At 48.6% G+C, this 22,553-nt stretch carries 19 protein-coding genes and 1 pseudogene; 5 read left to right on the top strand and 15 right to left on the bottom strand.

Annotation, left to right across the window (positions count from 1 at the left end; genetic code table 11):
- Positions 1-2 precede the first annotated feature (2 nt).
- Complete coding sequence (locus UNH61_RS02725; RefSeq protein ID WP_326990574.1) at positions 3-602, top strand: DinB family protein; 600 nt, start codon at positions 3-5, stop codon at positions 600-602.
- A gap of 6 nt (positions 603-608) precedes the next feature.
- Here UNH61_RS02725 and mtaB read toward each other — a convergent pair whose 3' ends face one another.
- Entirely contained in the window at positions 609-1,886 is a 1,278-nt protein-coding gene (gene mtaB, locus UNH61_RS02730; protein ID WP_326990575.1) for a tRNA (N(6)-L-threonylcarbamoyladenosine(37)-C(2))-methylthiotransferase MtaB, read from the bottom strand.
- An 81-nt stretch (positions 1,887-1,967) separates the two neighbouring features.
- Here mtaB and UNH61_RS02735 point away from each other — a divergent pair, with 81 nt between their 5' ends.
- From UNH61_RS02735 to priA, 3 genes are all read left to right on the top strand, one after another.
- Positions 1,968-2,417: a DUF4258 domain-containing protein gene (locus UNH61_RS02735; RefSeq protein WP_326990576.1), complete on the top strand. Its 450-nt coding sequence runs from the start codon at positions 1,968-1,970 to the stop codon at positions 2,415-2,417.
- Positions 2,418-2,498: 81 nt separating this feature from the next.
- Positions 2,499-3,266, top strand: a complete 768-nt coding sequence (locus tag UNH61_RS02740) for a lysophospholipid acyltransferase family protein (RefSeq protein WP_326990577.1) — start codon at positions 2,499-2,501, stop codon at positions 3,264-3,266.
- Entirely contained in the window at positions 3,263-5,704 is a 2,442-nt protein-coding gene (gene priA, locus UNH61_RS02745; protein ID WP_326990578.1) for a primosomal protein N', read from the top strand. The genes UNH61_RS02740 and priA overlap by 4 nt, the downstream gene beginning before the upstream one ends.
- A gap of 3 nt (positions 5,705-5,707) precedes the next feature.
- Here the strand turns inward: priA and UNH61_RS02750 are convergent, their stop codons facing one another.
- Together UNH61_RS02750 and UNH61_RS02755 are read right to left on the bottom strand one after the other, a co-directional pair.
- Complete coding sequence (locus tag UNH61_RS02750; protein WP_326990579.1) at positions 5,708-7,681, bottom strand: DUF3857 domain-containing protein; 1,974 nt, start codon at positions 7,679-7,681, stop codon at positions 5,708-5,710.
- Positions 7,682-7,713: 32 nt separating this feature from the next.
- On the bottom strand, positions 7,714-8,376 hold the full coding sequence (locus tag UNH61_RS02755; protein ID WP_326990580.1) for an oxidoreductase: 663 nt from the start codon (positions 8,374-8,376) through the stop codon (positions 7,714-7,716).
- Between the two features lie 66 nt (positions 8,377-8,442).
- Here UNH61_RS02755 and murB point away from each other — a divergent pair, with 66 nt between their 5' ends.
- A complete protein-coding gene (gene murB / locus UNH61_RS02760) occupies positions 8,443-9,459 on the top strand; it encodes a UDP-N-acetylmuramate dehydrogenase (protein ID WP_326990581.1) in 1,017 nt (338 codons plus the stop codon).
- A 3-nt stretch (positions 9,460-9,462) separates the two neighbouring features.
- On the opposite strand, the gene UNH61_RS02765 is transcribed toward murB, so the two are convergent.
- From UNH61_RS02765 to UNH61_RS02820, 12 genes and pseudogenes are all read right to left on the bottom strand, one after another.
- Positions 9,463-10,431, bottom strand: coding sequence for a YpdA family putative bacillithiol disulfide reductase (locus tag UNH61_RS02765; protein WP_326990582.1), 969 nt, complete (start codon positions 10,429-10,431; stop codon positions 9,463-9,465).
- A gap of 14 nt (positions 10,432-10,445) precedes the next feature.
- Entirely contained in the window at positions 10,446-11,141 is a 696-nt protein-coding gene (locus UNH61_RS02770) for a gamma-glutamyl-gamma-aminobutyrate hydrolase family protein (RefSeq protein WP_326990583.1), read from the bottom strand.
- Between the two features lie 39 nt (positions 11,142-11,180).
- On the bottom strand, positions 11,181-12,062 hold the full coding sequence (locus tag UNH61_RS02775; protein ID WP_326990584.1) for an SAM-dependent methyltransferase: 882 nt from the start codon (positions 12,060-12,062) through the stop codon (positions 11,181-11,183).
- Positions 12,063-12,191: 129 nt separating this feature from the next.
- On the bottom strand, positions 12,192-13,148 hold the full coding sequence (locus UNH61_RS02780; RefSeq protein WP_326990585.1) for a putative sulfate exporter family transporter: 957 nt from the start codon (positions 13,146-13,148) through the stop codon (positions 12,192-12,194).
- A 93-nt stretch (positions 13,149-13,241) separates the two neighbouring features.
- On the bottom strand, positions 13,242-14,099 hold the full coding sequence (locus UNH61_RS02785) for a hypothetical protein (protein ID WP_326990586.1): 858 nt from the start codon (positions 14,097-14,099) through the stop codon (positions 13,242-13,244).
- A gap of 131 nt (positions 14,100-14,230) precedes the next feature.
- The gene (locus UNH61_RS02790) at positions 14,231-14,806 is read right to left on the bottom strand and encodes a hypothetical protein (RefSeq protein ID WP_326990587.1); all 576 of its coding nucleotides are present in this window, start codon (positions 14,804-14,806) and stop codon (positions 14,231-14,233) included.
- Positions 14,807-15,023: 217 nt separating this feature from the next.
- Positions 15,024-16,955: pseudogene (nagB, locus tag UNH61_RS02795) on the bottom strand (glucosamine-6-phosphate deaminase); the annotation flags it as partial.
- A 221-nt stretch (positions 16,956-17,176) separates the two neighbouring features.
- Positions 17,177-19,486, bottom strand: coding sequence for a family 20 glycosylhydrolase (locus UNH61_RS02800; protein WP_326990588.1), 2,310 nt, complete (start codon positions 19,484-19,486; stop codon positions 17,177-17,179).
- A gap of 71 nt (positions 19,487-19,557) precedes the next feature.
- The gene (locus UNH61_RS02805; RefSeq protein ID WP_326990589.1) at positions 19,558-20,334 is read right to left on the bottom strand and encodes an endonuclease/exonuclease/phosphatase family protein; all 777 of its coding nucleotides are present in this window, start codon (positions 20,332-20,334) and stop codon (positions 19,558-19,560) included.
- A 50-nt stretch (positions 20,335-20,384) separates the two neighbouring features.
- The gene (locus tag UNH61_RS02810; protein WP_326990590.1) at positions 20,385-20,576 is read right to left on the bottom strand and encodes a hypothetical protein; all 192 of its coding nucleotides are present in this window, start codon (positions 20,574-20,576) and stop codon (positions 20,385-20,387) included.
- Between the two features lie 88 nt (positions 20,577-20,664).
- Positions 20,665-21,417: a copper homeostasis protein CutC gene (locus UNH61_RS02815; RefSeq protein WP_326990591.1), complete on the bottom strand. Its 753-nt coding sequence runs from the start codon at positions 21,415-21,417 to the stop codon at positions 20,665-20,667.
- Between the two features lie 51 nt (positions 21,418-21,468).
- Positions 21,469-22,527, bottom strand: coding sequence for a N(4)-(beta-N-acetylglucosaminyl)-L-asparaginase (locus UNH61_RS02820; RefSeq protein ID WP_326990592.1), 1,059 nt, complete (start codon positions 22,525-22,527; stop codon positions 21,469-21,471).
- Between the last annotated feature and the right edge of the window lie 26 nt (positions 22,528-22,553).

Here is a 22,553-nt window from a genome sequence, read left to right on the forward strand (position 1 = left end):
CCATGAAAAAGCTATTGTTTTTCTTCTCGGTTCTTGCATTGTCGGCTTTCACAGACAAAATTGCAAGAGATGACAGGTCGTTTTTAGTTGAACAGCTGCAACAAACAAAGGACAGGCTCCTTAAAGATGTGAGCGGGTTGTCTGATGCTCAGCTGGAATACAAAACAGCTCCTGATCGCTGGTCTGTTATCGAATGTGTGGAGCACATTACCCTCATCGAAAAAGCCATCACAGATGGTGAGCAGCAATTGGTACAAGTGGCGCCTAATCCTGAAAGAAAAAAGGATATTAAAACAACTGACGAGCAAATCCTGAAGAATGTGGAAGACAGAAGCCATAAGGTAAAGGCTCCTGAATTCGGAATACCCAGGCATAATTATGCTTCCAACGCGGAATGCATTAAGAATTTTACCACACAGCGGGATAAGCTGATTGAATATGTTACCAATACAAACGACAACCTGCGCGACCATATCACGGATCATCCTATTCTTGGGCCAATAGATGCTTATCAGTTGTTGTTGCTGGATGCAGCGCACACGAACAGGCATACGCAGCAGCTGGAGGAAGTAATGGCCGCTCCGGGATTTCCGAAGCAATAATCAGTATCAGCGCAGTTCCCAATCGATCAGCTGATTATGCCACTCCTGGCGGTAAGGAGTGGTTACCTTGATATAATTATCAGTGTAGCCCTCCATCATACCATCTTTACCGAGAGATTCGAACAGCACCTCGCGGGTTTCGTTAAGGTGTTGTTCATTGAAATATTGTTGTTTCTTATGACTAAGATTGCGTAATATCTTATTCCGTTCGTTGCGGATATGAACGGGTACTACTGGTTTTATATCCAGTGCGGTGGTATTAGCACGCTCGGAGTAGGTAAACACGTGGAGATAGGTAACATCGAGGCCATGCAGGAAATCGTAGGTTTCGTGAAAGTGGGCATCGCTCTCGGAAGGAAAGCCCACAATAACGTCTACGCCGATAGCGCAATGAGGCATCTTTTCCTTAATGAGCGCTACTTTTTCGGCATACAGTTCACGACGGTACCTGCGCCGCATGAGGCCCAGTATTTCATTACTGCCGCTTTGCAGCGGAATATGGAAGTGCGGCATGAATCGCTGGCTGGCAGCCACAAACTCAATGATCTCGTTGCTGAGCAGATTGGGTTCTATAGAAGAGATGCGATAGCGGGAAATACCTGCTACCTGGTCCAGTGCCTGTGCCAGTTCGAAAAAGGTTTCTTCTTTTTTCTTGCCACCTTCAAAGCCTTTACCAAAGTCGCCCAGGTTGATGCCCGTCAGCACAATTTCCTTTACGCCTGCAGCGGCCAGCTGATGGGCTTTTTCTACCACATTGGCAACACTGTCGCTGCGGCTTTTGCCTCTGGCCATCGGGATAGTACAGAATGAACAGGTATAATCACATCCGTCCTGTACCTTCAGGAAGGTACGGGTGCGATCGTTAGCTGAATGGGAGGCATGGAAAGTATTAACTTCTTCGATATCACAGGAACAGATCTTTGCATTATTGCCCTTGGTCAGGGTTTTCAAATGTTCGGTGATATTGAATTTTTCAGCAGCCCCCAGCACGAGATCCACTCCTTCAATGGAGGCAATTTCCTGTGGTTTCAGCTGGGCATAACAACCGGTAATCACGACCATACTTTCCGGGGCGCGGCGTTGTATGCGCCTTACCAGCATACGGCATTCCTTATCGGCGTTGTCGGTAACAGAGCAGGTGTTGATAACATATACATCCGCCCGGCCTTCGAAATCCGTTTTAACAAAACCATCCTGTTCCAGTAACCTGCTCAGCGAGGAGGTCTCTGAAAAATTCAGCTTACAGCCGAGTGTATGAAATGCTACTGTTTTTACCTGTTCCATAAAGGGAGGCAAAGTTAGGAACTTTTTATGTCATAGTTCGGTAAGGAATTTTAACTAATTTGCGCCCCATTGTGTCGCTATATGAAGTCCGTACAAAAATACCTGCCGGTTTTACTACTTGCCCTGCTGCTGCTTGCTGGCTGGCAGCAAAAATGGTGGAAAAGCAATTCCACTTCTCCGACTCCCGGCGGGAGCCCGGTTGTTACCGGCAACAATGTTAACTCCGCAAATCCTTCCGGGAAAGACGAGGTCATCAACAGGCACGCCCACCTGGAGTATACAAAGCATGCTATTTGTCGCATGGGGTGCCGTCATGTGACGGAGGCTGAGGTGCAGGAAATTCTTGCCAAAGGCGCCATTAACCCGGAAAAGTCGAATCCCAACGATCAGCCTTGTCCTACTTACGCCCTCGAAGGGTACTCCAGCGAGGGGCAGCACCTGCGGATTGTTTTTGCACCATGTGACCGGGAAAATGCCAAAGTAATCACCTGTATAGATCTCGACAAGGACTGGACCTGTCATTGTGAATAGGCATGTACCATACCCACAAAATCCGCACAATTAGTAATTTTCTTCGTAGTTTTCCGCCTTAATTAATCACCAGAGGCGTTTATGAATTTTTTACTGAAACCGTTGCGTGTTATTTATGTGATATACGCCGCTGTAACCTTTCTTGGCATTATGTTTCTCATATTACCACCTATATTTCTGGCCTCTTTACTAGGCAGGCAGAAAGGGGGAAATATTATATTCTATTTTCTGCGTTTCTGGGCGCATGCTTGGTTTCCGCTGGTGGGCATGTGGGTAAGCCGCAAGTATTTGTGTGAGCGGGATAAAGAGCCTTGTATTTATGTAGTAAACCATCGTTCTTACCTGGATGCTGCCATTGCAGTAAAGGTGATGAGGCTTCCGTTCCGTCCGCTTGGTAAGATAGAAATGTCGAAGATTCCATTCTTCGGTTTCATTTATAAAAATTCGGTAGTAGCAGTAGACCGCTCCAATGCGGCTGCCCGTGCGCGCAGTGTGAGGGAGATGATGACGGCGTTAAAGGCCGGTATCTCCATACTCGTGTTCCCGGAAGGTACTACCAATGAAAGCGATCAACCGCTGCGCCCCTTTCATAATGGCGCATTCCGTATGGCCATAGAGCTGCAGATGCCTATAAAACCCGTATTATATCTCGATGCGGGAGAACGGCTACCGCATAAAGGCCCTATGCACATTTCCCCCGGGAAATGCCGGGTTGTGTTCCTGCCGCCAGTGTCGGTGAAAGGAATGACCCTCGATGATATCAATACCCTGAAACAACAGGTGCATGATATCATGGATACTGAGTTACGCAAATACAAAAAATATCCAGCCCTGCAACCAATAGGATGAAGTACGCAGATGTAATATTGCCATTGGCGTTACCTAAAAATTATACTTACGCTGTGCCTGAAAACATGGCCGCCACCCTGCAGGTGGGCAGCCGTGTAGCAGTGCAGCTGGGTAAGCAGAAAAAGTATGCAGGTATCGTAAAAGCTATCCATGAGCAGGCGCCTTTGTATAAAACAAAGCCACTGCTGGATATGCTGGATGCCAACCCTATCGTATATCCTACACAGTTAGCCTTCTGGAACTGGATAGCTTCCTATTACATGTGCACAGAGGGAGAAGTGCTGAATGCCGCACTCCCGGCGCATCTCAAGCTTTCCAGTGAAACCCTGCTGTTATTCAACGATGCCTTTGGAGATGATTTTACTTCACTGGACGATGATGAATATCTCATCGCAGAAGCATTGCATATACGAAAGGAACTGCGTATCGAGGAAGTACAACTGATCCTCGACAAATCGGAAGTATATTCCGTTATCAAGAAACTGATTGAGAAGAAAGTATTGCTGGTATATGAGGAGCTGAAAGAAGTATATAAAGAGAAGAAAGAAAGCTATGTGCAGCTCCACGCCGAATACCAGCAGGATGAACAGCTGGAAGCGCTTTTCAATGAGCTGGGCAGAGCGCCTAAGCAAATGGAGCTGCTGCTGGCCTATCTGCATCTGCTGAAAACACAGGGAACAGTGTTGCAGCAAGAGTTGCTGAAGAAATCAGGCGCAACTACTGCACAGCTGAAAGGACTGGTCGACAAAGGAATTCTCTGGATTGAGAAACGTACTGTTGATCGCATTCCTACCGGTAAGGTAGATGCGCAGATCGATTTCAGCCTCAGCCCGGCGCAGGAAACAGCCCTGGCGGAAGTACGCCGGCATTTTACCGAAAAGCAGGTGACACTGCTGCATGGGGTTACCTCATCCGGTAAAACACAGGTGTATGTGAAACTGATGGAGGAATGCCTGGCTACAGGCAAGCAGGTATTGTATCTGCTGCCGGAAATAGGACTTACGGCCCAGGTAATCCGTCGCCTGCAAAAGCATTTTGGCAGCAGCATTGGTATTTATCATTCCCGCTTCAATAACAACGAACGGGTGGAAATATGGAACAAGGTGAAGTCTGGCGAGATCAGGATCATACTGGGCGCACGTTCCAGCCTGTTGCTTCCTTTCCGGGATCTTGGGCTTATTATACTCGACGAAGAACACGATACTTCTTATAAACAGCAGGATCCTGCTCCCCGTTATCATGCGCGGGATGCTGCCATTTATTATGCCGGCCTGTTCAAGGCCAGGGTATTGCTGGGTTCCGCCACGCCTTCGCTGGAATCGTATTTTAATGCCCAACAGGGAAAATATGGCCTTGTTGAGTTGAAAGAACGCTTCGGTGGTATCGAAATGCCCGCCATCGAGATCGTGGACATCAGGAAGGAAATGGCGGAAAAAACAATGGACGGCCATTTCACCACTGCATTAAAGGATGCCATTAGTCAGAACATCGCAGATGGCAAGCAGGTAATCCTTTTCCAGAACCGCCGCGGTTATGCTCCGTTTCTGTTGTGTACCACCTGTGGCTGGATCCCACATTGCAAGCAATGTGATGTTTCACTCACGTATCACCGGCATCAGGATAAGCTGCATTGTCATTATTGCGGCACCCGTTATCCGTATGTGCATACCTGCGCTGCCTGTGGCTCTCAGACGATAGAACCTAAGAGCTTCGGTACCGAGAAAATAGAAGACGATCTGCAGGTAATATTTCCCGAGGCACGCATTGCCCGGATGGATGTGGATACGGTAAGGAATAAAGACAGCCATAATAAACTGATTCAGTTGCTGGAAGACCGCAGCATTGATATTCTCGTAGGAACCCAGATGGTAGTGAAGGGATTGGATTTTGAGAATGTGAACCTGGTAGGTATTCTCAGTGCTGATAACCTCCTGGGGTTTCCGGATTTCCGCGTAAACGAGCGCGCGTTCCAGATGATGGAGCAGGTAAGCGGTCGTGCCGGGCGCAAACACGGCACGGGTAAAGTATTAATACAGGCAAACAATACGCGGCATCCGATATTGCATTATGTAATGGCGCACGACTATAAAGCCATGTATGAGGCGGAGATCGCGGAGCGTAAGGAATTTGGTTACCCGCCTTTTTTCCGGTTGCTGAAATTAACTATCCGTCATAAAGATCAGATGGTAGCCGAACAGGCCGCCCGGATACTGGCCAGCTGGCTGCAACCGCATATTGGTGCACAATTGGTTGGGCCTGCGGCGCCGCTGGTGGCGAGGGTGCGCAACAATTACCTGCAGGAAATGCTGATCAAATTGCCCCGGGAAGCGAAGCTCATTGCACATATCAAACAGGTATTGCAGGAGTTTATTATACAGCTGAGAGCGGAGAAACGCTTCCGCACTGTAGCAATCATTCCGGATGTAGACGGCGTATAGGCGTTATTGTTTTACCAATATCAGATCCTGTAACTGAAGTACCTGCAGCCTTTTAAGCATCTTACCGAAAGTAGCCTTGGCGCTGCCTGTATAGTTTTCCTGACGATACCATTCGAGCGTAAAAATAGTCAGCTGATTCCCATTTTGCTCACACCTTATTTTGAATCCAATGGATGGAGAATTACCGTCGGTGATATCTGCCGAAAAATCCTCTTTATTCGCTACTTTATAACCGTCGGGAATGGTGATGTGTATCCGTTTTTCCTGGTAGTACGGGAAAGTGATCTGTACTGGCAGATCCGCTGGAGGAAGCGGTATGTCTACAGGCATGGTGCCTCCCAATAGCTGACCGAGGTGGAAGACCATACTGTTGTTTTTATTTTCAACGAGAGATGGAGTATTCAGCGTGCTGTTCAGGATCACGGGCTTATCGAGCGTCTGGTTATTAAACACTTCATTTTGTGTAGTAACGTTTACAGGCTTTCTCATTGCAGGCTCAAAAGGCAACAGGGAATTGTATATCCTGAATTTCGCCTCAGTAGCACCTCCAGCCTTGCCAAAGGCATCCTTTACATTACAGGCCGGAAAACCTCCGAACGATTGTTTCACGTCCCATACAGGGTCGCTGACTGATTTAAGTGTAGCATCCAGTGTAATGTTACTGAGCGTATACGCAGGAACCGGTGTTTCAATGAAATCGGTCAACACACGGCTTTGTTCATTTACAAGCGTATCGCGGCAACGTATGGCGGTCAAACCAGACCATAACGGCGGATAACACGGAAAGCGTGTATCCATATCCGTTGGTGCCAACGACTGTTGTACTGTCGGAAAGTACAGCAGGGTATGTTTAGGCAGCTGGTAATTAATCAGCTGGCTGTCGATCGGAAGGTTATCGCGTGAGGAAGTGAAGAGTACCTGCGTTGGTATATTCAGTATATAGTAAGCAGCATTCAGCAACCGGGTCATACCAATCTTATCGGCCCTTCCGGAACGCAGGATAGTGCTGATGTCAGCGGTTTCTCCGGTTTCCATGGAAGGTACCAGCTGGTAGTTGGATTTTATATATTGTTCCACCAGGTAAATCATCTGGGGAACCGGGAGGCGATACTTTACAAACGGCCATTTTTGTATTTCCTTTTCCAGTTGTTTGTATTCTGCTTTGGAGACAGCTACCAGCGGTATATAATTATTTTCAGCGAACTGTTGCCAGTTCATGCGGGTAGTATCTTTGCCTTCTACAGCCTGTTGCAATGCGAAATCGATTCGTTTAAGCTGAGGCAGTACATAATACAGGCTGTTGTTGGGATAGGCCGGAAGATGGTTCATATGCAGCTGGTAGTAGCGGATTTCGCCGGCGGTGCTGTCTTTCAGCGGCGGTACGCCATGGCTGCTTTTGAATCTGAATGTCAGTGTTTTGGGCGCAATCAGGGTGAAGCTTACCTGGTTGCAGGGGATTTCCGACTGGAGGAAGTCGTTGCCGGAGTAATCGTATCTGACTTTGAGGCTCAGTTCATATTCCACCTGGCTGCCTTGTTCCAGCGCGAGGTTATTCACAATGATGGCTTTATTATCATCATTCAGGTCTATCATTCTTACCTCGTTATTGAGGTCAACTGTTTCGCCGCCCGGTTTGATCACACGTATGCGGAGGCCCCGGAGGCCTTCATTGGCATCGAATCCCATGACGAGCCGGGTGAGACTGTCGGCCCCGGCTTTGGTATTGATCCGGATTTTCTTGTATATCGTCCGGTAGTGCGACCAGCCCATTTGCGGATTCTTATCGCCTTTGCTGATATTGAAATCCCTTGATATCCTGTAATCCAGTATGGTATATGGTTCGTTGGAAGAAGGGAGTGTTTGCGGGTGTGGTTGTCCGTTCCGGGATTCCGGAAGATGGCTGTTACCTTGCGCCAGCATAGATAACGGAAGTATTGCAATACCTGCAACAGCCAGAAGGAGGATCCAATTTTTCATATGGGTTAAAGATAAGACGCAAAACCGGATTTTCACGAGGCGCCCATCAGCTGGATGGCGTCTGATTCATAGATGCTCACTCCGCCAATGGCTTCTTTGGCGGCAATCATCATGGCATTGGCAACGGTGGCTGCCTTTATGCCCCTGTATTTTTTCCATTTGCCCTGCAGCAGGAAATAGAAAAGGAGGATCAGGTATTTACTGATCCATTCGCCAGGTCTGAATTCCTGCCGTTGTCCGAGGAGGAAAGATGGTCTGAAAATAGCTAAGCTTTGGAATTTTATATCCTGAACAGCCACTTCCATTTCTCCTTTGGTGCGCAGGTAAAAATTGCGGGATCGTTCATTGGCTCCGATGGAGGAGATCACGAGGAACTGGGAAACGCCCTGTGTATAGGCAATGGTGGCGCATCTTACGGGGATGGCATAATCCACCGCCCGGAAATTTTCCTGGGAGCCAGCTTTTTTGATAGTAGTGCCGATACAGCAAAACAGTATATCTCCCTGGAGCACTGAGGCAAGGGCTGCTTCATCATCAAAATCCACGATAATGCTTTCCAGCTTAGGACGGGCGTGGGCCCAGGGTTGCCGAACCAGTACTTTTACCTTACTGAATGCCGGATCCTGAAGCAAAGCCGCCACCAGGTGGGTGCCTGTTAGTCCGGTAGCACCAATAACAATCGCAGTTTTACTCATGTAAATGGATTATGGAATTTCTAAATGATTTGCGGCTATCTTTGCTAACCATAAAATTACGCTATTATGCAGGTATCAGAAAATGTTCTGCTCAAATCATATAATACTTTCGGTATAGAGGCTGTGGCACGCTATTTTGCACCGTTTTCCGATGCAGACGAGTTGCTGGCACTGACAGCAGAACAGCAGGCTTCCGGCCTGCCCCACATGATACTGGGAGGAGGGAGCAATATCCTTTTCACCAAGGATTTCAACGGCTGGGTATTAAAGAATGAGATCAAAGGGATCAGTATCATCGGAGAAGATAACGACTACGTATATGTGAAAGCCGGCGCAGGGGAGAACTGGCATGGCTTTGTACAATATTGCATTGGGCAGCAGCTGGCCGGTCTCGAAAATTTGTCGCTGATCCCCGGCAATGTGGGCGCCAGCCCCATGCAGAATATAGGGGCATATGGAGTAGAGATCAAAGATGTGTTTCATGAACTAACAGCCCTGCACCTGCACGACAAGCAGGTAGTAACTTTCCGGAACAGCGATTGCCACTTTGGCTACCGCGAAAGTGTATTTAAAAGAGCATACCGTAATCAGTTTGCGATACTGTCGGTCACCTACCGGCTCAGCAGGCAGCCGCACTTCAATACCAGCTATGGCGCTATCAACGAAGAGCTGCAGCGCATGAATGTGCAGGAGCTGTCGATCCAGGCTATCAGCCAGGCGGTGATCAATATCCGGAGCTCTAAGTTGCCCGACCCGGCAAAGATTGGCAATGCCGGCAGTTTCTTCAAGAATCCGACCATTGGTAAAGCACAATATGAAGCGCTGCGCGCCACCTTCCCGCAGATCGTTGCCTACCCGGTAGCAGACGATCATTTCAAGCTGGCTGCCGGCTGGCTGATAGAACAATGCGGCTGGAAGGGCTTCCGCCGCGGAGATGCAGGTGTACATGCCCGCCAGGCATTAGTGCTGGTAAATTACGGCCACGCCCATGGCAATGAAATATATGCACTCTCCCAGGAAATACTGGAAAGTGTAAAAGAGAAATTCGGAGTAGACCTGGAAAGAGAGGTGAATATAGCATAGCTACTAACCACTGTTCCTGATATGCGCAATTATTTTCTGCGCATGATCGCGCGAGTTTTCTATAAACCATACATGGGTGTTCATCCCGCCGCACACAACGCCCGCCAGATAAATACGGGGCATGTTGGTTTCCATTGTAGCCGGGTTGTAAGCCGGCAACTTCAGGTCATCGGCAGAGAGGGCGATCCCTGTTTTTTCCAGTAGTCCGAAATTGGGCTGGTAACCTGTCATGGCAATGACGAAATTGTTTGGAATGGTGACTATTCCTTCAGGAGTAGCGATATCAACTTCTTTTTCGCGGATGGCTTGCAGGGAAGAATGAAAGTATGCTCTGATGGAGCCTTCTTTGATCCTGTTTTCTATATCCGGTTTTACCCAGTATTTCACTCTCGATCCGATACCTTCCTGGCGAATGACCATTGTGACCCTGGCGCCTTTGCGGTAGGTTTCCAGTGCTGCGTCTACAGCAGAGTTATGGGCGCCCACTACCACTACATCCTGTGTGGAGTAGAAGTGTGGATCTTTGTAATAATGCGTCACTTTCGGGAGATGCTCCCCGGGGATATTGAGCATGTTGGGAATATCATAAAAGCCGGTGGCAATCACTACATGCCTGGCATGATATAATCCCTTGTTGGTCGTAATCTTGTATTCACCGGCGTTGGGAGTGATCTGTTCTACTGTTTCAAACAGTTTTATACTGAGCAGGTTGGAGGTAGCTACCCTACGGTAATATTCCAGTGCTTCCGGCCTGGTAGGCTTGGGATTGATGGAAACAAACGGAACATTGCCTATTTCCAGTCGTTCGGAAGTGGAAAAGAAGGTCATATACAGCGGGTAGTTATAAAGAGAATTTACCACACAGCCTTTTTCCACAATCACATAGGTTAGCCCGGCTCTCTGGGCTTCCAGACCGCAGGCAAGCCCGATGGGGCCTCCACCTACGATCAGTACATCAAATGCAGCGTTCATACGATCATCTTTTTTTACAGCGCTGCCATATAATCCAGCAGGCGGTACATGGTTTCATTATTCTGAGCCAGCAGGTTTATATGCTGACGTATCTTTTCTTCCGTTTGTACAAAAGGGCCGCCGGCGGCAATACTGCCGGCACAATGGGCGATCATTTCCAACAGGCCTTCGGCAGTCAGTTCCATATGGAACTGCAGTGCGATTACGCGATCTTTCCAGACAAAGGCCTGGTGGCTGCATGCGGCCGATGCAGCGAAGCGTGTAGCGCCCGCGGGTATATCGAAAGTATCGCCATGAAAATGAAAAGTATTGAAATGATTGGGCAATACCTGTTGCAGCGGGGCAGCACCACCCTGGAAACTGACATCCAGCGGAAACCAGCCTATTTCCGGTTGTGTATGCGGGTATACATTGGCATCCAGCGCCGCAGCAGTGAGCTGCGCGCCGAGGCAGATGCCCAGTACTTTTTTCCCCTGCAGGATGGCTTCCCGGATGAGTGTTATTTCAGTGGTCAGCCAGGGGTATTTCGCCTGCTCATACACGCCCATAGGGCCACCCATCACAATAAGCCAGTCGGCCGCTTCCAGGGAAGCCGTATCAGTACTTTCGTACCAGCGGGTAAAGGTCACGTTGTGCCCTTTGGTGGTTGCCCAGTTGGCTATGCAGCCTAATCCTTCGAAAGGTACATGTTGAAAGCAATGAATATGCATAAGCGGTACGGTCGAAATAATGTACCGAAGATACGGCTGCTATTTTATTTCTGCTCTTGCAATTCTGAAATATTCATAGCCCTTCATGTGTTTGCTCTTTTCACCGAAGTACCGTGCGCGGTAGGCGGAGGCTCCGCCATCATAGTGCAGTTGTATGTTGTGGGCGTTGAGGTAGGCATGCAATGTTTCCGGAACGATTCCGAAGTCCCAGTTTTCACCGTGGCGGCGCAGCCGGCGGTCTATACTGGTAAAGCCATAGAACGCTTCCGGATTGTCGAGTACCGCTTTTTCTGCATAGGTAAAGATGAATTGTGTACCCGGCCGGAAAGTTCTGATATGATGGAATATCGCTTCTCCCACTTTGGCTTCCTGCCAGGTAGTTACTCCCTCCCAAAGAAATAACGTTTTGTAATGTTCCTGGTAAAACAGCTGTGGTATTACATCTGAGATCAGCTGCGTATTCATATCGAACTGCACATAATCTACATGAACAACCGGCAGGCCGCTGAGGGATGCCAGTATTTTACGTTTCGTCATCTGTAGTGCCGGATGATCCATCTCCACGAAATGCACCGGTACACCGATGTTCAGCCGGTGAGCCCTGGTATCAAAGGTGGCATTGAGAATAATAACCTGATTGATGCCTTGTGTTTGAACTGCATGTATGATCATGTCGTCTATCATCCTCGTTCCGGCAATACCGGCAGTAAACGAACCAGGCCAGCGGAATTGTATACAGGCAGTCACAATATTACGGATCAGCCGAATGCTGCAACAGGCAATGATGGCCTGATAAAGGGCCGGCAGAAAAGCTGCTGCAAATGGATCATAAAGCAGGCGCTCTGCAGGTGGCCTGGTACTTTCAATGGCGCGAAAAGCAGCCATATAGGTACCGGATTTCGTGGCGGGTAAACGACTCATGAATTACGTATAGTCATGTAAGTTAGCAGATACTACACTGTGACAATGCTGGCTGTTGACAAGACTCTTAATACAATCAAATTTATGCAAAAATGATAATAGGGTTATCATGGGATTTTCCCCGGTAAGCTATACCAGACAACAGATGGCCAGCAGGGTACCGGCACTGATCATCACCCAGAGTAACACACCGTGTATCAATGGTTTGCGACCTATACCCCGGAGTGCACTTCTACTGAGATTGGTACCTATCAGGAACAGGGTAAGGGATAAACCTGTTTTGGCGCTTTTTACGAGGAAAGGACCGGCCTGCGTTAGCAGCGGAATATGTGGATGTACCAGCAGTACGACTACAAACAAGCCTATAAACCAGGGAATCCTGATTTTCCCACCGTCGGTTTTGAAAAGCAGTGTGGTAATGAAGGCCACCGGGATGATCCATAATGCGCGTGACAGTTTCACTGTGGTGGCGATTTGCAGGGCTTCATCGCCGTATTTGCCGGCGGCGCCTATTACAGAACTGGTATCGTGAATGGCGATGGCGCTCCATAGTCCGAATTGTTGCTGGCTGAGATGCAGCAGATGTCCGGCAAACGGGAATATAAACAGGGCCAGGGCATTCAGCAGAAAGATGATGCCCAGGGCTACGGACACCTGTTTCTCTTCGGCTTTCATCACCGGTGCTATTGCTGCAATAGCGCTACCACCGCAGATAGCGGTGCCGCAGGAAATAAGATGAGCCGTTTTTTTATCTATCCCCAACAGGCGGCCCATCACAGCGCCGGTGAGTAAGGTACCGGCAATCGCGGCTATCGTGAACCAGAAACCTTCCTTTCCTGCACGCAGCGCACTATGCACGTCCATGCCAAATCCCATCCCAATGATAGCAAACTGCAGCAGCCAGTGGGTAAGGCGTGGTGTAACGGCAGTGAATGGATTACCGGTAGTCTGCGCGATCGCGATCCCCAGCAGCAGCGCTACCGGCGCAGGAACTACCGGCAGCAGGGTAATGGCTCCTGCACCGAGGAAGATAAGCTTTTGTGTATGTTGCGGCAACCACGTGGGTGCTGTTTTTTCTTGTTGCATAACGAAACGATTGATGATGGGCACAAAGTTCCGTTCTCCTGCCGCCGGAGTCAAATGCTTATATGTAATAGGTGATAACCAGAGGTTATGGGTTTAATCAACAGAAACTATGAACTTGTTGAACTTGGTGGCAAAATCTTCTTTCAGGCTTTTATCAATACCGTCCATGTAATTCACGGTAAAGCCACGCTGCAGGCGGCGTGAGCTGCCTCCTTCCAATGCCAGCGGGCGTGCATGCAGGATGCCAATCAGCTGTTTCGACTGAAAGATTAACGCTACCCGGTACAGCGGACTGGGATCATCAATACCACTTTCGTAGTTGAAGTACATGACATAGGGTTTGAGCGTGGTTTCTTCTTCCAGGCGAAAGTTTTGAATGAAGGGCTCCATATCAGCAAAACTGCGGCCACCGTGTTGTTTCATGAAGCTGCAAAGGGCCGGCTCAATGATGGAACCGTTGCGGATGTTTTTCTTCCCGGTATAACCACTGATGGTAGCCCACATTTTTTCTCCGTTTGTAGCTACAGGCAGCTTGATGTCGCGCTGCAGTGTTCCTGCAGCTACGCCATTCACCTGGATCTTACGGCCTTTGCGAAAAACCGGTTTGATGTATTCATCTTTCGTAATATCAAAATCAATACTTACCGGGTACCAATCTTTCTGTGCAGGCGCACAACGAAGCGGGATGTAATCCTGCAGCGTTACCAACGGATCACCTCCCGGGCGGGTATATACGGTGGCGGTACCATTAATCCTTTCGCCCACCACAGGTGCGGCAGACGAGCTGGTATTTTTGACGGTGTTTGATTTATGAGCGTGATTATTGTTGACTTTAGATACAGCAGCTGCAATATTTTCTTCGTTATCGTAATGACCGGATTGGTTTTTCAGATTACACGATGCCAGCAATGCTGCCAGCAACAGGCCAGGTAGTATTTTATTGAAATGCATACGCTAAAGTTACGGATTTATGGATGAAAGGCGGTCTTTCATCCACTCCGCAGCTGTACAAAGATTGGGCCTGGAATTCAGTATGGATAAAGGTATCGGCTATATGAAGGAGGAATATCTTCCGGAGTGGCTCACTTTTTTTTGCCATCAATCTTTTCATCATCTTCCCAATCTTCACTGTCATCCCAGTCATCGTCGTCATCATCCCAGTCTTCGTCCTCTTCTACAAGGAGACTTTGTTCAGATCCCGGTTCGATATTATTATCGCGCCAGTAAGCCACGATTTCACCGGCTTTTTGCTGCACCGGCTGAAAGTCGCTGATAGTACTGCCTTCGAATTCAATCTCGACGCCTGGCATTGCTTTGATGGAGTTGAAGCAATCCTGGAGGAGGGTGATATTGGAGGGATCGTTACGGAGTGCGCTATACGAAAGGCGGATAGCGTCGAAGGGACCGCTGTTGTGAAACACTTCCTCGCCGTTGAGCATAGGAAAAAGCCATACAAGTACGTCGTCGCCGGTTTCCTCGCTGTTAAGGATACCGAAGAAGTCGTCGAGCTGCTCAAAGCCCAGTGGCGCTAATTGTGCAAAAGCTTTATTTCTGGCAGGGAACTTAGGATGCTCTTCACCGGTGATCAGAAATAGTTCACCAAATCTGGGCTTGTCCTTAGCAGCAAACCTGAAATCAATGAGGATGTCGCTTTCCATTGATGGTTATTCTGTTTTCGCTGTAATATAATGCTTAATGTTTTGTTCATACCACCCTGTCTGAAAATAAAGATCCCTGACAAGTGGAATTCCGGCAAATTATGTTGATTTGTAATTTATAACAAATTAAAAAAATCGATCTCTCAATTTGTTATCTTTTCCTGCCGGAATTTTTGCTTATCAGGGATCGTGATCACATATGGGTGGTCACCGGTGATTACATAAAGTGGTAACGCACGAATGCTTCCATTGCTGCGTACTTCTGTAAGCCCAGTTTGTCGTACAGATCAGCAGTGTTAGCGTTGCGGTCTTCCGCGCGTTGCCAGAATTCGCGCAGATCTGTTCCCTGGAACGGAACTACGTCTTTCTGGCTCTGGTGGATGAAGATACCGAGGCGTTTCTGCATCACCTGGTCAGGACTCATAGGCACTGCCATTTCGATTTCATGGATATCCCATTCCTGCCATGCGCCTTTGTAGAGCCATACCCAACAGTCTTTAGCCCAGTCTTCATTTTTCACGATGTCGAGCGCAGCGAAAATGATGTCGAGGCAAACCTTGTGTGTACCGTGCGGATCTGCGAGGTCGCCGGCGCAGAAGATCTGTTGTGGTTTCAGTTTACGGAGCAGTTCCACGGTGAGTGCAACGTCTTCAGGACCCATTGGTTTCTTTTCTACCAGTCCGGTTTCATAGAAAGGCAGGTTCATGAAGTGTGCGTTTTCTTCCGGGATACCTACATAACGGCAGGTAGCTTTTGCTTCGCAACGACGGATCAGGCCTTTGATAGCGCGGATCTCCTGGGTATCTTTCTGGCTTGGTTTCTTGGTCCGGATAAAGGCTTTTGCTTCATCCAGGATCAGCGAGCTTTTGCTTTTATCGATATCGAACATGCCTTCGAAACCTACGGCAAAGTCGATGAAGCGCAGCACGAACTCGTCAGTAACAGCAATGTTGCCGGAAGTCTGATAAGCTACGTGTACGTCGTGCCCCTGTTCATGCAGGCGGATAAAGGTACCGCCCATGGAAATGATATCATCGTCCGGGTGCGGAGAGAAGATCAGTGCGCGTTTTTTGGCAGGCTCGGAACGCTCCGGATGTTTAGGCAGCTGTGGACCAGGTTTTCCGCCGGGCCAGCCGGTGATGGTATCACGGATACCGTTGAATTCCTTGATATTAAGTTCGTATGCAGAACCATATTGAACGATCAGGTCGTTGAGACCATTTTCATTATAGTCCTTATCAGTGAGCATCAGAATGGGCTTGTTCAGCTTCAGTGCCAGCCCGGTCACTGCTTTACGGATCAGTTTCGGCGTCCATTCGCAGTCGCCTGTGAGCCAGGGCTCTTTGAAGCGGGTGAGGTCAGCAGCCGCCTGCTCATCGATAATAAACTGGCAGTTAGGGTGCTGTTGCAGCAGCGATGCAGGTACCTGGTCGGTGCTGTGGCCTTCTACAGAGCGGCGTACAATCTTTGATTTGTGGGAACCCCAGGCCATCAGCAATATGCGTTTTGCTTTGAAGATGCTGCTGAGACCCATGGTGATGGCGAGGCGTGGTACCTGGCTCATATTCGGGAACTCGTAGGCATTAGCAAGACGGGTGCTGTTGTCCAGTGTAACCAGACGGGTATGGGAGTTGATGTTGGCGCCCGGCTCGTTGAAGCCGATATGGCCGTTGTTACCAATGCCCAGTACCTGTATATCGATGCCACCTAAGCTATCTATGCGTTTGTCGTATTCTTCGCAGTATTTTTTTATCTGGTCTTTCGGAATTGTTCCGTCAGGAATAAAAAACTGTCCTTCGGGGATATCAACATGATTGAACAGATGCTCTCTCATAAAGCGGTTGTAGCTCTGTAAAGCGTCTTGTTCTATAGGATAATATTCATCCAGGTTAAATGTGATTACATTTTTGAAGCTCAGTCCTTCTTCTTTATGAAGACGAACCAGTTCTGCATACAAGTACTTGGGAGTAGAGCCAGTGGCCAATCCCAGTATGGCTTTTTGGCCTGCAGCTTCCTTTTCGCGGATCAGTGCAGCAATTTCCTGTGCTACTGCTTTGGAACCCTCTTTGGCAGAAGGGTGTATTTCCACAGCAATTTGTTCAAAGCTGTCGATCAGTTCGATTTCCTGATGATTAATCGTCATTTGTAAACGTTTTTGATTAGATGCGGTTTAAAAACGAGCCGGAAAATTAAAGAAATTACTGCTAATGCGTGTTATTATTTAGCAAAATTTAAATGATATTTCCTTTATCCTTCATGAACCATTTAATATATAATCCTGTAACTATGTTTAGTACTCAGCGGTTGAATGCTATAAAGAAGTCATCTCAAGAAAACCGTTCCGGTACAAGCCGGAACGGTTTTCTTATCTTAATCAATAATGAACTCATCTGCAAACAACCAGGCAGGACTTCCGGCGCCCGCAGCACCTGCGGGGATGGTACCGAAATTCTGCATTTTTACTTTCACAAATTTTCCTCTTACCTGTTGTAAGGTTCCTCTGATGCGGTTAATGCCATTCTGGGTAAAAGTTGTTTGTTTATATACCTCTTTGTAAGTTTTGCCATCTTCAGAAACAGCAAATACTACTTCCTTCGGAGGATAGATCCAATCGCCTTTTGCATTGATAATATTGATGCCAACGCCATGAATATCCTGCACGCTGTCCAGTTCCACTACTGCTTCCATACCGGTGCCTTTGAAGCCAAACCATTCGTTGTCGCTATAGGAAGCGTTGCCTTCTATGCCATTTACCAGCACAAAGGTGCTTTCCGGATGATGGCTTTTATCCGCTTCCGGTGTCATGGTAACTTTTTTGGCCAGTCCTTTGTGAAAGCGGAAAGTCTGATTGTATTCATTGCCGAATGGTTTGCCATCGAGGAATACCTGCGCCCTTACAGTGCCTGTTTTAGCGATCTGAATGGGTTGGGTATAAGGAGTCGACTGAGGGGTAGGAGCGGTACTATCGGTAGAGAAAAATATCCTGGCGTTGTCGAGAATGCTGCTGAGCGTGAGTGTTACAGCACCTTTGCCGTTGCCGGCTATCTTTCCTTTTACTTCAAATACATGCTTGGCGTAATTTACTTTCTTCAGGTCGAGGCGTTTCACATGCCATTTAAGGCGCCCGGCGAAGTTGTCGTAATTGCGTTTGTCTTTGGGAGACCAAACCACTTCGGCCAGCGCTGCTGCACGTGGATAGGCCATATACTCCAGGTAGTCGGTGTTGCCGATATATTCGGTCCACAGGTTGGCCTGTGCGCCTTTGATGTATTGGGCTTCATCTTTGTTCAGTTCAGCCGGCACTGGTTCGTAGGAATAGACCTGGCTCACAGGTAGGAATCCGCCGATGGCCAATGGTTCATTGGCAGATCTTGACTGGTAATGATCGAAGTAGCAATAATCGCCTGGTGTCATGATCACATTGTGATGTTGCTTCGCCGCGGCGATGCCGCCTTCTACGCCTCTCCAGCTCATTACGCTGGCATTAGGAGCGAGGCCGCCTTCCAGGATTTCATCCCAGCCTATGATCTGGCGTCCTTTGCTGTTCAGGTATTTTTCCATGCGCTGAATGAAGTAGCTCTGCAGTGCATGCGCATCTTTGAGGCCTTCCTGCTTCATGCGGGCCTGGCATTTCGGGCATTTCTCCCAACGCACTTTCGGGCATTCATCGCCACCGATGTGAATATACTTGCTGGGGAACAATGCCATTACTTCATCCAGCACATCCTGCAGGAAGAGGTAAACGCTGTCGTTACCGGCGCAGTACACATCGTCATATACGCCCCAGCGTGTGCCTACTTCATATGGGCCACCGGTGCAACCCAGGTTAGGATACGCTGCCAGTACGGCGAGGGAGTGGCCAGGCATTTCAATTTCAGGGATGATGGTAACGAAACGGTCGGCTGCATACTTTACCACATCTTTGATCTGGTCTTGTGTATAATAGCCACCATAAGGTTTGCCATCGAATTTGTTATCTGCATATTTGCCGGCCATGGTTTCTTTCCTTTTAGAAGAAATTTCCTGCAGGCGCGGATATTTCTTGATTTCAATGCGCCAGCCCTGGTCTTCGGTCAGATGCCAGTGGAAGGTGTTGAACTTATGCATGGCCAGCAGGTCGATATACTTCTTGACGAATTCAACGGAGAAGAAGTGCCTGCCTACATCGAGATGCATACCGCGATAGGGAAAGCGGGGCGCATCGGTGATATTGACGCCTGGAATATATAATGCGGCTGTTTTCTCAACCGGCAGCAGCTGTATCAGGGTTTGTATACCGTAGAAAGTACCGCTGCTGCTGTTACCGTTGATGGCAACATGTTGATGATCTGCAATTAGCGTATAACCTTCTCCGTTAGTAGAATCACTTCCTGAATGCAATATAATCGCATTCTTATCGCCCTTATCCTGGATAGCGAGTTCGTATCCGGTCAGCTCTCTGAGCCAGGTATTAAACAGGGCAGCAGTTTTTTTGTCGCTTTCATTCGTAGCAATGATCACTGTTTTTTTATCCAGCAGGAATGAGTCGGCGGTTTCGCTGATGCTGGCTGGTAAAGGAATGATACTTACCCGTCCTTTCGGTGCGCCGGCTTTTTCGCCGGTATTGCAGCTCCAGAGGCCGGCTGTAGTCAGCGCAAGGCCGGAAAGCAGGCAGAGGTGAAGAAAGGTTTTTAGAGACATATGTGTTTTTTAGCTGCCAGCCTTTAGCTTTTAGCTGTTAGCTGGCGTTTTGTTGGAAATTATTTTAAGAATTAGTGGCTGGCTCCTACCAGTTCTATTTCGCACAACACGGGCCGGTGATCGGACGCCACGGTTTCTTCGATGATCCGGGCGGCGGTAATGCTCCAGCGGTGTTTGGGTGCTACCATGATGTAATCCAGTTTTACTTTAGGAGAATCGGATGGGAAGGTAGGCCCCATCTGACTGGTTGCATCGGTAAAAACTGTTTTCAGGATGCCTACTTCTTTGGAAGCTGGCAGCGCGTTGAAGTCGCCGGCAAGAATAACAGGTGTGGCGGCTGTGCGGAAATATTCGGCAAGGGCATTAGCCTGGTCGATGCGGTCAGTAGCTTTGTGGCCTGCATCGAGGTGCGTGGTGACAAACTGCAGCGTGTCGCCCGGGAATTGTATGGTAACGATGCCTGCGGCCCTGGGCTCATTGCCTTTGGTAGAAGGCAGTGGCAGGGTAGTAGTGTTGCTGATGGGAAAACGGGAAAGAATGCCGGTACCGTAACCACCACCGTCGAAATCCATGGATTTCACGAAATAGGTGTACATGCCGGTAGATGCTGCCAGTTCTTTGAGCTGGTCAGACTGGCCGGTACGGGAGGTAACGCTGTCTACTTCCTGTAGTGCTACCAGATCCGGATTGGTGGCCAGTATCACGTTGGCAATTCCCTGGAGGTCGAGCACCTGTTTCATGTTTTCCCCATGATGGATGTTGTAAGTAAGGATCTTTACTTTTTGCGCCTGTGCTAAAAGTGAAAAGCCTGTAGTACATACAACAGCAATAAGCAGCATTTTTTTCATAGCATCGTGTATTTAGGGATTTGAATACGGGAATCCCGGTTCAAAATCAGTTAAATGCTTCTTTCACGGGTCTGCCGGTCCAAACCTGCGGGGTTTTCAGACCGAAGATCCATGCGAGCGTGGCGGCGGTGAGCACCGAAACCATCCATGCCGATGAGGATCACGTGCTTCACCCCTTTGACCTGTGCCTGCGCAAAGAAACTGCCAAGCAACAAGCCTGTTGCAATGATCAATTTTTTCATTTCGTTGTTCACTTTAGGCGACGGCCTGCTGCCGTCCGCTTATTATATAATTAATGGGTTTCTTACAGGATATGACTATAGCTGGAGGCTAAGATAATAATGTTTTCTCGGCTATTTCACGGATCAGCGCCACTTCTTTTTTCTGCGAAACGGAAATGCCATATTCCGGAACGCCGGGAATGCCTCCCATGCTTACATTGGGATTGCGGTATATCATTTTGCTTTCTTCGTAAGCTTTAGCAGTGGTATGATATTCCATGATGCCGGTTGCTTTGATCAGCTGGGCAATGTTGCCGGATCGTACGCCGGAACCAGCCATGATGGCAATTCTGTCGTTAGCCCTTTCCAGCAGATCTTTCAGCAGCGGAGCTCCTTCCACGGCAGTATTGCGGGAACCGGAAGTAAGGATACGTTCGCAACCGATACTGATGATATCTTCCAATGCTTCAAAAGGATTATCTGTCATATCAAATGCCCGGTGAAAAGTAACGCCCATGGGCCATGCCAGTTCTGTCAGCAGTTTGCAGCGTTGCTTATCTATCCGGCCGTCAGGTGTCAGTATCCCGATCACCACGCCGTTGCAGCCGAGCTGTTTACATCTTTCGATATCTTTTATCATTACCTCAAACTCCAGATCAGTATAGAGGAAATCTCCGCCGCGGGGGCGAATGATAGGGTAGAGATCTATTTTAACTTTGTCTCTCGCTACAGCAATGGTACCATGGGAAGGCGTGGTACCACCTTCCAGCAGGTTGTCGCATAATTCAATCCGGTTGGCTCCTCCATCTTCCGCAGCTATACAGGAAGCAACAGACGCAGCACATATTTCAAGGGTGAACATAAGAAACAGCTTTATGAGAGCTACCAGCAGCTGGCTGCTAGTAGCTGCCAGCTAAAAATAATGTTTTCCGTCTATCAGCACATTGCTGGTATCGCTGGTGCAGGCGGCATAATTGAAGCCTTTCTGCAGGCAATAAGCACCGTGTTCTCCTTTTTTATTCAGGGCAAGGAAGCCTACCTGTATTTCTTTCGCTTTGGAGGGGCTTCTTTTTACGATCCTTTCCACAGCTTCTTTGCAGGCTTTTTCCGGCGGATATCCCTGGCGCATCAGCTCTACTACGAGGTGACTGCCTACTATTTTGATCACTTCTTCGCCTACACCGGTGCTGGTGGCGGCGCCTACTTCATTGTCGACATACAGGCCGGCGCCGATGATAGGCGAATCACCTACACGGCCATGCATCTTAAACGCCATACCGCTGGTAGTGCAGGCGCCGGACAGGTTACCGTCGGCGTCCATGGCCACCATGCCTATGGTATCGTGGTTGTACACATTCCCGGGGAGCATCAGCGGATTGAATGCGGTAGCGCCGTTGGTGGGTGTGTACGATTTGTTTTCAATGTTGATAATTGGCTTGTATTCGGAAGTTTTGAGCCATTCCTTCCAGGCTTTTTCCGATTCCGGTGTAAGGAGGTTCTCTTTCTGGAATCCGTTGGCGAGTGCAAACTGCAGTGCGCCGTCACCTACCAGCATTACATGCGGTGTTTTCTCCATTACCATGCGTGCAACAGAAATAGCATGTGTTACATGTTCCAGGGCACCTACGGATCCGCAGTTGCCATGTTCATCCATGATGCAGGCATCGAGCGTAACACGGCCGTCGCGGTCCGGAAAACCGGCGAAACCAACGGTATGGTTATTGGGATCGGCTTCCGGCACTCTGACACCCGCTTCCACAGCGTCCAGCGCGCGACCGCCCTTTTTCAGAATTTCCCAGGCCGCAGCGTTGGCAGCGCGTCCGAAATCCCATGTAGATACCACAATCGGCTTACCTTTTACAGGTTTGCCTTTTCCCTGGGAGCGTGCAACCGTTCCCGTTACTCCGTCCAAAGAGAAAACAGCGGCACTAAGGGCCGCTGTTTTCAGGAATCTTCTTCTGTTATTAGTCATAAAATAGCTTTTAAGTTAGCTGCCAG

Origin of the sequence: Chitinophaga sp. 180180018-3 (assembly GCF_037893185.1) — a bacterium.
Lineage (GTDB): Bacteria > Bacteroidota > Bacteroidia > Chitinophagales > Chitinophagaceae > Chitinophaga.